This window comes from Aquirufa antheringensis (assembly GCF_023921165.1).
In the GTDB taxonomy this organism is placed as follows: Bacteria; Bacteroidota; Bacteroidia; order Cytophagales; family Spirosomataceae; genus Aquirufa; species Aquirufa antheringensis.
Genome location: NZ_CP049835.1, coordinates 2,387,178 through 2,399,505 on the forward strand (window position 1 = coordinate 2,387,178; position 12,328 = coordinate 2,399,505).

The window sequence follows — 12,328 nt, forward strand, 5'->3', positions numbered from 1 at the left end:
GAATATTTTAAAGATAATTACTCCCATTTCAATTCACTGTTCCCAAACTCGTCCTCATCACGATTAAACGAGGAGAAATCAACGTCTGGCATCAATTCAGTCTTAACGTGATTAACGGCCTCATTCAAACCTTCGATAAATTTATCAAAATCTTCTTTGTACAAAAACATTTTATGTTTCTCGTATACGAAGCCATCTTCTTTCTGGTGACGACGACTTTCTGTGATCGTAATGTAATAATCTTGAGAACGGGTTGACTTCACATCAAAAAAATAGGTTCTCTTTCCTGCCCGAATACGTTTAGAAAATAATTCTTCTCTATCTCTTTCTTCCACTGGTATTAAAATTATAGTTTCACAATGTGTAAATCTACTATTTATTCTCATTCACTCAAAAAAAATATCCAGAATTAAGCAGAGACCTAAAAACTTGTCATTTTTAATTCCCAACTAAATCCTCCATCTTTACAATCATCATCCATCCTATTTAATGATAAAAATACCTTCAATAGTACTATTGTTAGCACTATTTTTATCCTTTTCTTCTATAGCACAAGAATTAGGATACGAAAAAGTAGGTATCGCTTCTTTTTACGCTAATTCATTCTATGGCAAAAAAACGGCCAGCGGAGAAAAATTAAAGAAGACCTTATTAACGGCTGCCCACAAGCGTTTTCCCTTTAATACATTAGTTGAAGTAACTAACCTAGCCAATCGCAAAAGCGTCATTGTTCGTATTAATGATCGTGGTCCTTACCGAAAAGGAAGAGTCATTGATTTATCAGAAGCAGCTGCAAAGAAATTAAACCTAAAGAAAATAGGATTAGTACGTGTAAAAATAAAGATAGTTGGATTTGAGAATGAATTAATGCTCATCCCCTATCAAAAATTATCCTTAGTAAGTACCCCCAAATTCAGCCGTAACTTCTACCAAAAATCACGTCTAAAATACAAGACGCAGTACAAAATGAAGAAGAACGTCCAAAACAAAAAATATATCAAACGTTAGTCTTATTTACGTCTTGTTTCCAAATATTGAATAAAATCCATCAAATTTTCTACTGGTATCCGCTTACCCACAATCCTTTTTTGCTCATCTAACACATAAACTACGGGTGTGGAGTAGACATCAAACGTCTTTCTAAAATCAGTATAAAATTCTTCTTTTCCTGTTTTAGAATTCACATGAATATCGATTCCGTTTAGCCAAGAGCCTGCATTAAACTCCGTTATAAATTTCTTCCAGGCGACTTTATCTCGAACGATAGAACTAGCCACAACTCCCACATTTTTGGCTTTAAAATAATCTTTCAATGCCACTAGTTTAGGGGTTTCAATCCTGCAATGACTGCATTCTGGATCATAGATAAACACAACTGTATATTTAAAGGGCAAAGAGCTCATATTAATTTCTTTACCACCCACATCAGTCAAATACATCTTAGGAAAGGGCTTGCCTACAAGTAAAGGTTTAATGATTGCTATACGTTCTTTCATTCGCCTTACCGTACTTGTATCCCATAAGGCCGGCTCTCCAATGTAATACTTCTCCGCTAAGTGAACAAATGCCCCTTCAGTACCTAAAATAGGATTGTTCTCATACGTACTCGCAATTTTATAGATGATGTAACGACGCACTTCGGGGTTTTTAGCTTTTGATAGAATCATATCGGATTCGCGCGAAATCGAATCCGGATCTTGAACTACTAAATCTTTAAAAAATCGTTCTAATTTACGCTGTAAAAAAGGCGTACGCACCATGCGCTCATCCCCCAGATCCATCCCATCAAAATAATGCTTCTTGTAGTATTGGTATTGATACACTTGCATTTTAGTGGTATCCGCCTTCGACTTTAAACTGCCTGAATAGACTGGAATTTCTGGATCAAAGGAAGATTCAATGAGTTTAGAAACGAATAAAGAAGCATTAGCTTTTTTCCATTGCTGTTGAAATTGCTGCACTTCTAATTGTAAATTCTTTCGGCTAGAAAGAGAAAGAGTTGGTTGATTTATCTGGGCATACAAGTCATTCATTCTCCTTTGGAAGACATAAAAAGCTGTATTTTCCGCGGAATTTACAAAGTTGATCGATTTTAAAATATCAGTCGTGTCTAAGGAAAAAGAAAAATGAGGATCTTCGATTACCACATCAATGTATTTAGATTTAAGAAAGGATATCAAGTATAATCCTTTAGGTAAAACCTCAGAACCTTTAAATTCAAACTCCCCCACCTCATTCGCTACCACTGTATCTTTTATAACTTGTTGGTTATAACCAAAATAATGCGCTAAATACACCTCAGATGTAGACAAACCTTTAATCTTACCTTTTATGGAATATTGGGCATCAGAATTAAAAGCAAACAGGAAAATAAAAAGAAGAGTACTGACTACTTTCATAAGATTAGAATAAATTTGTGTCACTAACCTCCAAATTTACAATGTTTTTCATCCTATCTAAAATAATCGACTTTTTCCTTCAACCACTTTGTTGGATATTTATCCTGCTGGGAGTCGCCTATTTTAGTAAATACACAAAACGCCTCATTTTAGTCACTTTAGGTGCTCTTATTCTCTGTAGTAACGGCTGGTTTGTCAACCAGTGTTATTTGGCCTATGAAAGTCCTCAAGTAAAATTGACCCAAAACTACCAGTGGTGCATCATCTTAGGTGGTGGAATGATGCGCGCAGGAGAAGGCTATCGAACAGGTGAAACAGCAGATCGATTTATTCAACCATTACTCCTTTACAAAAAAGGTATCGTAAAAAAACTCCTTATAACAGGTGGAAACGTCAATATTAAAGGTCTAAAGATCGACGAAACGCAAGAAAGCAAGAAAGTGGAGGAAATACTCATTGCTATGGGTGTAAAACCGGAAGATATCGTTTTAGAAGAAAGTGCTCGAAATACACATGAAAATGCGGTCTATACCAAACAGATTCTTAAACCGTATCTTAAAGAAAAAATGGTATTAGTTACTTCTGCTATGCATATGCCAAGAGCTAAAGCATGTTATATAAAGGAAGGATTTATCGTGGTTGACTTCCCTGCAGACATAAAGAAAAAGGATACCCCTTCAGGTATCCTCGATCTAGTTATTCCTCAAGAACGTAACCTCAGTAAATTCGCTGAATTAATCAGGGAAATGGCTGGTTACGTCATTTATAAAATTGTTGGTTTTGCCTAGGTAGACAAAATCTCAACCATGCGGATTAAATCTTCCGAAACAGGCTTCTTCTTAGTAATCGTATCATGGAATGGCGTATAAATCAACTGGTTATTCACTACACCCGCCATTACATTTTTCTCTCCACGTAATAAGCCCTCTAAAGCACCTAAACCTAAACGACTAGCTAGAATACGGTCATAGGCAGTAGGAATTCCACCTCGCTGAATGTGACCTAAAGTAGTAACGCGAATATCTAAATTCTCGCCCATTTTGTCTTTAATTTTCTTAGCCACAATCTGTGCGTTCCCTTCTTCATCTCCCTCAGCAACAATCACAATAGAGGATGACTTCTTCTTATCAAAACCTTTCTGAAGTATAGAAGAAATCTCATCTACTGAAGTTAAATTCTCAGGAATCATCACAGACTCGGCTCCACCTGCAATCGCACATTGAATGGCGATATAACCAGAATCACGACCCATTACTTCAATAAAGAACACGCGATCATGTGAATCGGCCGTATCTCGAATTTTATCTACTGCATCTAGCGCAGTGTTTACGGCTGTATCAAAACCAATCGTATAATCTGTACCAAATAAATCATTATCGATAGTACCCGGGGCACCTACCGTGGGTATCTTAAATTCATTATAAAAAATCTCAGCTCCAGTGAAGGTTCCATTACCTCCAATCGCCACTAAACCTTCAATCCCTAATTCTTGCAACTTATCATAGGCTTTCTTACGACCTTCTGCTGTCATAAATTCCTTAGAACGAGCTGATTTTAAAATCGTCCCTCCACGCTGAATAATATTACTAACAGATTGTGAATTCAAAGGAATAATATCCCCTTTAATCATTCCATTATATCCTCTTACAATCCCAAATACTTCCACACCGTGGTACGCAGCACCTCGAACAATTGCTCTAATACAAGCATTCATTCCTGGGGCATCACCACCCGACGTAAATACAGCTATTTTCTTCATCTCTTCTGTCGTATAATTTCTTAGACTCTTTATTCTTTCAAAAATACAATCTTTCTCTCTTTTTACCTCGAATTTTGGTATTAAAAATGCAATAAAAACGTAAATTTGAGAGCTAGTCACATTAAATATAAAGCACACATGAACGCAAACGAATTTTTGTACTCCTATTTAAATAACGCCTCTCCTACCGGATTTGAGGCAAGTGGACAAAAAATTTGGTTAGATTATATTCAACCTTTCATCGATGAAAAAATCATCGATACCTACGGAACTGCTGTGGGCGTCATTAATCCAGGGCAACCTTACAAGGTGGTCATTGAAGCGCATGCAGATGAGATCTCTTGGTTTGTGAACTATATCGATGATAATGGATATCTGTTTTTACGTCGCAACGGCGGATCAGATGCCTTGATTGCGCCCTCCATGCGGGCGAATATTCACACGAAAGATAAAGTGGTGAAAGGGATTTTTGGGTGGCCAGCCATTCACGTAAGAGATATTGCCAAAGACAAAGCACCAGCTATCGCTGACATCTTCATCGACTGTGGTGCTGCGAATAAAAAGGAGGTAGAAGAAATGGGGATTCACGTGGGAACAGTCGTTACTTTCGAAGATGGTTTAATGGAATTAAACGGAAAATACCTAGTAGGACGAGCCTTAGACAACCGTATAGGTGGTTATATGATTGCAGAGGTCGCTAGAAGACTGAAAGAAAATAACATCACCCTACCCTATACGCTTTACGTCGTTAATACAGTACAGGAAGAAATTGGATTACGTGGAGCAGAAATGATTGTTCGCCGATTGAAGCCAGATTTAGCATTCATTACTGATGTGACACACGACACTCAGTCACCTATGTATAACAAAAAAACGCAAGGCGACATGGCCTGCGGAAAAGGACCAGTCATTTGTTATGGACCAGCTGTACAGAATAATGTGCGCGATTTTATTATCGATGTGGCAGATGAAAACAAGATAGCCTTCCAAAGACAGGCCGTATCTCGCTCTACAGGAACAGACACGGATTCATTTGCTTACGCCACAGAAGGCGTCGCATCCGCTCTTATCAGTTTGCCATTGAAATATATGCACACCACCGTAGAGACCATTGCGAAAGATGATATGAATGCAGTGATCGATCTTATTTACCAATGCTTATTGAAGGTGAAGGGAAATGAGGATTGGCGTTATTTTTAATTAATATACAGTATCTAGTAGCCAGTAATCAGTAAATTATAGATTAGAGAAGGTAAATTTTTTCTACTCTTTTTTGTGGAACTGATTACTGTCTACTGATTACTGTCTATTGATTACTGATTACAGTCTACTGTCTACTGATTACTGTCTACTGATTACTGTCTACTGATTACTGTATTTTCAAATACCTCGCAAAGAACTCATACGTCCTCAACAATTGATCAATACGCTGGCGGTTATTACCTGAACGGGTTAATTCGTGTGTACCGCCCGGATGACGGACATATTCCACCTCACGACCTAATACTTTTAGGCTTTTGTACAGCATTTCGCTTTGGATAACACCAGTCCGCAAATCATTTTCGCCGTGGAAAATTAACAGAGGGGTTTTGATATTTTGCACATAGGTATAAGGCGATTCTCTATCTAAAATAGACTTCGTTGCTTTTTCCCAAGGATATCCACCGAAGTAATTTGGCACTAAACGCCACGCATTTCCTTCGCCCATAAAGGTTGAAAGCTCATAGACACCACGCTGTGCACACGCTACCTTGAAGCGATTCGTGTGACCCACGATCCAAGACACAAGGTAACCTGCGTAGGAGCCACCTGTAACAGCGAGTTGAGTAGTATCTGCCCAACCTTCGGCAATAGTCAAATCCAAGGCTTTCATCACGTCAGCAGTAGGTCCTGCACCCCAATCCTTCACGTTAGCCGCTAAGAAATCAGAACCGTAGCCACCTGAACCGCGCGGATTCGCATACACTACACCCATTCCTTTAGCTGCATAATACTGAAATTCGTGCCACATACTTGCTTCTCCAGTTCCCCACATAGCAGAGGGACCACCGTGAATTTCTAAAACGACTGGATATTTCTTACCCACTTCAAAACCTGTCGGCTTCATCACCCAATAATCCACTTTTTGGCCTTTCGCATTTGTGAAAGTATGTTTAATAGGTCGAACAATGTTTTTAGAAGCTAACCAACCCGTATTCAATGAAGTAAATGTGCGAACAGAATCTGCAGATTGCTGGTAGATTTCAGACGGGTTTTCAATTCCTGTTTTAGCATACACAAAACCAGCCTTAGTCAGATCAAATCCTAAAATACCTGTGTTATTGTCAGTCATTTGTTTTACCAGTTTGGTCGCCACATCATACACATAAAGTGGGGCGCCACCCTGATTTTGTGCGGTAAAATAAAGCTTAGTTTCATCTGAAGACCATTTAACTTGCGTAATCACGCGATCGATGGGAACCTTATAGATTTGAGAGGGATTAGCCACGGAGATAATTTGAAGCACCGCATTTTGAACTCCAGTAGATTTAGCTTCTTGAAAGGCTAACCATTTTTCTGAAGGAGATAAGGTCAAATTGGACATCCGGTATCCTACTTTTTGGTAGATAACCTTTGACCCAAAAACAATATACGAATCCAATACTTTATCGGGATGAGCTAATGAATCGGCTGGAATGACCGCATAGATACCATTGGAAGCTATTTCTACATCTGACCAACGTGAGAATGGATTATTCAATAAAACAGCTTTTCCTGTCAAATTTGTCTTAAAGTAAGCTGGAATGCTTATATCAGAGGTGGTTGTACTTTCCTCTTGGAAATTCAGGCGATTGATCACTTTAGCCTTTTTATCAGCTTCGTTCTGAGCTAGGTAGGCTCTCACCTCGTCTAAGTTTCCATTGGGATTTGCTTTTAATTTCTTAGCTAAGCCTGAAAGCATGGGTTTTTCCAAAGTCCAAGACGGAACTAAACCTTTCTTATTATAGACCGAATCCACAAGGAATTCCTTCATAGTAAATGAAGATTGGAAATAAATTTCCTGACCAGAAGCAGACCAAACTGGATTGGAAACCGCGAATGGTAGGTTGGTCATCGCCTGAGGCTCCCCTCCTGCTAAATCCAAGACATACACCTGAGATTTAGCACCCATATCGCGAGTGAAAGCTATTTTGGTACCATCGGGACTCCAGACTGGCGATGAGATAGAATTCTTGCCAGAGGTTAAGGCTCTCGATTCACCTGTCTGCAGACTACCAAGATATAAATGCGTCTGGTATACAAATTCATTCTTCTTATCGGGATCATCCACAATGGAAGTAACCGTGTAGAGGAATTGATTACCTTTCGGGGAGACAATAGGTTTGCCTGCTGTCTTGATTTTCAGTAAATCAGTAACTTGAATTTTCTCTTTAGGGCTTTTGGCTAAAACACTAAAAGTGAAAAGTAAAAAAAATAAATGTTTCATAGATGAAATGTCTAGGTATAAAAAATGCTCAGTATCGCATGACACTGAGCATAAAAATACGAGTTAATTCGATTAAATCAATTTCAAGATTTCTTCACCTATCGCATCGGTTCCTAAAATCATTGATTTATCTGTTGTCGCATCAGCGATATCACCAGTGCGGAATCCTTTCTTCAATACCTGGTCCACTGCGTTTATAACCACCTCTGACTCCGCTTTCATTCCGAAAGAAATGTCTAATAAAAGAGCGGCAGATAAAACGGACGCCATTGGATTTGCTAAGCCTTTACCCGTGATATCGTGTGCGGAACCGTGAATAGGCTCGTAAACACCCGTACCATCACCGATAGAAGCAGAAGCTAGCATACCCATCGAACCAGCAATTTGAGATGCTTCATCTGTTAAGATATCTCCAAATAAATTCGCAGTAACCACTACATCAAAACGTTTAGGATCTTTGATCAACAACATCGCTGTCGCATCTACGAATTGGTATTCCACCGTTACATCAGGGTATTCCAACGCTAATTTTTGGATCTCTTCACGCCATAAACGAGATGACTCTAATACGTTCGCTTTGTCGACAGAAACTAAATGCTTCTTACGCGTACGAGCTGCTTCAAAAGCCTTGCGACCAATGCGCTCTACTTCGTAACGGCTGTATTCCGCAACGTCATACGCTGTATCGCCATTATTTTTACGACCTTTTTCACCAAAATAAATATCTCCTGTTAATTCACGGAAGAACAAAATGTCTGCTCCTTTTAAAATCTCCGGCTTAATGCTAGACGCACTCAATAATTCATCAAATAACTTAATCGGACGAAGATTCGCGTATAGACCTAATTCCTTACGCATTTTTAACAATCCTTGCTCTGGACGAACCTTGGCTGATGGATCATTATCGTATTTCGGGTGACCTACCGCACCAAAAAGAACCGCATCAGATGCTTTCATCTTCTCCAACGTTTCTGCTGGCAATGGATCCCCTGTCGCCTCAATCGCCACGTGACCAATTAATGCTTCGTCATAAGTAAAATCATGACCAAACTTAGCCGCAATTTTCTCTAATACTTTCTTTCCTACTTCAGTCACTTCTTGACCAATTCCATCACCTGGAACAATTAAAATATGCTTCTTCGCCATTATTATTTTTATTAAATCAAATTCAACATTTTCTGAGTGGCCTTGATAGCTGAAACTGTTTGGTCAGAATCTAAACCTCTCGTAATTAACTCTTTATCTCCGTCTGCCCAAGTAATAATCGTCTCACAAAGCGCATCTGAATCACCGCCAGGTGGAATACGCACCGCATAATCCTTCAATACCGGAAGTATTTTACCGTGCTTCTCGAAGATAATTCCTAATGCTTTCATAAAGGCATCGTATTGACCATCTCCCTGTGCGTGTTCTTCAAATACGTCACCATCAATCGAAATCTTTAAGGTAACCGAAGGTCGCAAATCTTTCGAATGTGTCAAGACATAGTTCAACACCTGAACTCGCTCTTCTATCGTATTACTATCTAACACATCAGATATGATGTAAGGAAGATCATTTTGAGTGACAACCTCTTTACGATCGCCTAATTCAATGATACGCTGCGTAACAATCTTTAAATCTTGATCAGACAACTGGATGCCAAGGGCAGCTAAATTATTCTCAATATTCGCTTTACCAGACGTCTTTCCTAAAGCGTATTTACGCTCACGGCCAAAACGCTCAGGCATCAAATCATTATGGTATAAATTATTCTTTTTATCACCATCCGCGTGAATACCCGCCGTTTGCGTGAAGACATTCTCTCCCACCACCGGCTTATTCACAGGAATACGGAAACCTGAAAAAGTTTCCACTAATTTACTAACACGGTATAATGACTTTTCGCAAACAGAGGTTTTTACATCCGTTTGGTAATCATTCAAAACCGCAATAACACTCGCTAATGGTGCATTTCCAGCACGTTCACCCATTCCATTCACCGTTAAATGCAAACCGTGAACGCCGCAACGAACCGCTTCTAAGGCGTTTGCCGTTCCAAGGTCGTAATCGTTGTGTGCGTGAAAATCAAAATGCGTGTTCGGATACTTTGCGATTAACTGCTTAATAAAATCCGATACTTCATAAGGAGTTAGAATGCCCAAGGTATCTGGGAGTAAAACGCGATCGACTGGTTGTGTAGCCAGAAAATCTAAGTATTGAAACACATAGTTTGCACTATTGCGCATCCCATTACTCCAATCTTCTAAATAGACGTTCACCGATAAACCATTCGACTTGGCTAAAGAAATGGTCTCTGCAATTTCCTTAAAATGTTGTTCCGGCGTCTTTTTTAATTGATGTTTTAAATGATTAAGAGATCCTTTAGTCAATAAATTCATCACTTTAGCACCTGCATCTAGCATCCATTGAACAGAGGTTCCTCCATCAACAAAGGTTAACACCTCCACTTTATCCAAAAAACCATTCGCAGCGGCCCAAGACGTAATCTTCTTCACCGCCTGAAATTCGCCTTCAGATACACGCGCAGAGGCAATCTCAATACGATCAACCTTCAATTCGGTCAATAGCAATTGAGCAATGGTTAACTTCTCTGAGGCTGAAAACGATACTCCGCTGGTTTGTTCTCCGTCGCGAAGCGTCGTATCCATTATTTCTATGTGGCGTTTCAAATGACTAGCGGTTTTCAGCAAACGTACTGATTTCCGACTTCATCGCTTGTAAATAATCGATGTCATCGAATCCATTCAATAAATTATTTTTCTTGTATCCATTAATAGCGAACTTTTCAGACGCACCAGTCGCTACAATCGTGATAGTTTGCTCCGGTAAACTAACCTCTAATTCTGCTTTCGGATCAGCCTCAATCGCCGTGAAAATCTGATGTAAAAACTCAGGACTCACTTGTACGGGTAAAACACCTACGTTAATTGCATTTCCACGGAAGATGTCCGCAAAGAAAGAAGAAACCACACAACGGAAGCCATAATCGTAAATCGCCCAAGCAGCGTGTTCACGCGAAGAACCCGAACCAAAGTTCTTTCCTCCTACTAAAATCTTACCTGAGTATGTGGGATTATTTAAAACGAAATCTGCCTTAGGAGCATCGTTTTTATCATAACGCCAATCTCTAAATAAATTATCTCCAAAACCCTTACGCTCTGTTGCCTTTAAGAAACGAGCTGGGATGATTTGGTCTGTATCCACGTTCTCAATCGGAAGAGGTACTGCAGAACTTTTTAATACATTAAAACTATCGTAAGCCATCTTGCTTTTATTTATTCGATCTTATAAAAATTCTCTAGGGTCAGTTACAACACCTGTGATTGCAGCCGCCGCAGCGACTAAAGGACTCGCTAATAAAGTGCGAGAACCTGGTCCTTGACGACCTTCAAAGTTACGATTAGACGTACTCACCGCATATTTACCTGCCGGAATCTTGTCATCGTTCATTGCTAAACAAGCAGAGCATCCTGGCTGACGAAGGGCAAATCCTGCTTCCGTCAAAATATCGTAAATACCTTCTTCTCTAATTTGTGCTTCCACAATATGAGAACCTGGTACTACCCAAGCCGTCACGTGATCCGCTTTCTTACGACCTTTTACAATCGATGCAAAAGCACGAAAATCTTCAATACGACCATTGGTACAAGAACCAATGAATACGTAATCTACTTTCTTACCGATCATGGAATCATTTTGAGCAAAGCCCATATATTCCAAAGACTTCTCATAAGTCGCTACTCCTCCTTCTACCTCATCCGCATTCGGAATTTGCTTAGAAATACCCATACCCATTCCTGGATTGGTACCATAAGTGATCATCGGTTCAATATCTGAAGCCAAGAAAGTGATTTCTTCATCAAACGTAGCGCCTGCATCCGTTTTCAACGTTTTCCAATAAGCCAATTGTTTATCCCAATCTGCTCCCTTAGGGGCTAATTCGCGTCCTTCGATATAGTCAAATGTTGTTTGGTCGGGAGCAATCATGCCACCACGAGCACCCATCTCAATAGACAAATTACAAACCGTCATACGGCCTTCCATTGACATTTTCTCAAACACATCCCCCGCATACTCTACGAAATAACCCGTAGCTCCTGAAGTCGTTAATTTAGAAATAATGTATAAAGCAACGTCCTTTGGCGTAACTCCTTTACCTAATTCCCCATTTACGTTAATTCGCATTTTCTTAGGCTTAGGCTGCATAATGCACTGAGATGATAGCACCATCTCCACCTCTGAAGTTCCGATACCAAATGCAATGGCTCCAAAAGCACCGTGCGTAGACGTATGAGAATCACCACAAACGATAGTCATACCTGGTAAGGTGATACCATTTTCTGGCCCCACTACGTGTACAATACCATTCTTTGGATTACCTAAACCCCAATGAGAAATACCGTATTTCGCTGTATTCTTCTCTAATTGCAATAATTGATTCGCAGATAGAGGATCCTCAACGGGTAAGTGTTGGTTAATCGTAGGCGTATTGTGATCCGCAGTCGCAAAGGTACGCTCTGGGAATAATACACCAATACCACGTGTTTCAAGACCTAAAAAGGCTACAGGAGACGTCACTTCGTGAATAAAATGACGGTCAATGAAAAACACATCTGGACCATCAGCAATCTTACGAACGACATGTGAGTCCCATACTTTATCAAATAAGGTTGTTGGGGAATTGCTCATTATATCAATTAA

11 protein-coding genes are annotated in these 12,328 nt (G+C 39.6%); 3 read left to right on the forward strand and 8 right to left on the reverse strand.

The features are described from left to right. Nucleotides 1-17: 17 nt before the first annotated feature. A complete protein-coding gene (locus G9X63_RS10790; RefSeq protein WP_130896782.1) occupies nt 18-335 on the reverse strand; it encodes a DUF3276 family protein in 318 nt (105 codons plus the stop codon). A 181-nt stretch (nt 336-516) separates the two neighbouring features. Between G9X63_RS10790 and G9X63_RS10795 the strand changes: the two genes are divergently transcribed. Next, nucleotides 517-1,008, forward strand: coding sequence for a septal ring lytic transglycosylase RlpA family protein (locus G9X63_RS10795; protein ID WP_252623019.1), 492 nt, complete (start codon nt 517-519; stop codon nt 1,006-1,008). 2 nt (nt 1,009-1,010) lie between these two features. On the opposite strand, the gene G9X63_RS10800 is transcribed toward G9X63_RS10795, so the two are convergent. Next, the gene (locus G9X63_RS10800; protein WP_252623021.1) at nt 1,011-2,399 is read right to left on the reverse strand and encodes a DUF4369 domain-containing protein; all 1,389 of its coding nucleotides are present in this window, start codon (nt 2,397-2,399) and stop codon (nt 1,011-1,013) included. 41 nt (nt 2,400-2,440) lie between these two features. On the opposite strand from G9X63_RS10800, the gene G9X63_RS10805 reads away from it, so the two are divergent. After that, entirely contained in the window at nt 2,441-3,187 is a 747-nt protein-coding gene (locus G9X63_RS10805; protein ID WP_130923270.1) for a YdcF family protein, read from the forward strand. Here G9X63_RS10805 and pfkA read toward each other — a convergent pair. Then, nucleotides 3,184-4,158: a 6-phosphofructokinase gene (gene pfkA / locus G9X63_RS10810; RefSeq protein WP_130896786.1), complete on the reverse strand. Its 975-nt coding sequence runs from the start codon at nt 4,156-4,158 to the stop codon at nt 3,184-3,186. The genes G9X63_RS10805 and pfkA overlap by 4 nt on opposite strands. 138 nt (nt 4,159-4,296) lie before the next feature. On the opposite strand from pfkA, the gene G9X63_RS10815 reads away from it, so the two are divergent. Next, nucleotides 4,297-5,358, forward strand: a complete 1,062-nt coding sequence (locus G9X63_RS10815) for a M42 family metallopeptidase (RefSeq protein WP_252623022.1) — start codon at nt 4,297-4,299, stop codon at nt 5,356-5,358. Between the two features lie 169 nt (nt 5,359-5,527). Here G9X63_RS10815 and G9X63_RS10820 read toward each other — a convergent pair whose 3' ends face one another. From G9X63_RS10820 to leuC, 5 genes are all read right to left on the reverse strand, one after another. After that, the gene (locus G9X63_RS10820; protein WP_252623023.1) at nt 5,528-7,624 is read right to left on the reverse strand and encodes an alpha/beta hydrolase family protein; all 2,097 of its coding nucleotides are present in this window, start codon (nt 7,622-7,624) and stop codon (nt 5,528-5,530) included. A 72-nt stretch (nt 7,625-7,696) separates the two neighbouring features. Further along, entirely contained in the window at nt 7,697-8,770 is a 1,074-nt protein-coding gene (gene leuB, locus G9X63_RS10825; RefSeq protein ID WP_130896789.1) for a 3-isopropylmalate dehydrogenase, read from the reverse strand. Nucleotides 8,771-8,781: 11 nt separating this feature from the next. Then, nucleotides 8,782-10,275, reverse strand: a complete 1,494-nt coding sequence (locus G9X63_RS10830) for an alpha-isopropylmalate synthase regulatory domain-containing protein (RefSeq protein WP_252624879.1) — start codon at nt 10,273-10,275, stop codon at nt 8,782-8,784. A 25-nt stretch (nt 10,276-10,300) separates the two neighbouring features. Beyond that, nucleotides 10,301-10,891 carry a 3-isopropylmalate dehydratase small subunit gene (gene leuD, locus G9X63_RS10835; RefSeq protein WP_130896790.1) on the reverse strand — a complete coding sequence of 197 codons (591 nt, stop codon included), beginning with the start codon at nt 10,889-10,891 and terminating at the stop codon, nt 10,301-10,303. Nucleotides 10,892-10,912: 21 nt separating this feature from the next. After that, a complete protein-coding gene (leuC, locus tag G9X63_RS10840) occupies nt 10,913-12,316 on the reverse strand; it encodes a 3-isopropylmalate dehydratase large subunit (RefSeq protein ID WP_130896791.1) in 1,404 nt (467 codons plus the stop codon). Between the last annotated feature and the right edge of the window lie 12 nt (nt 12,317-12,328).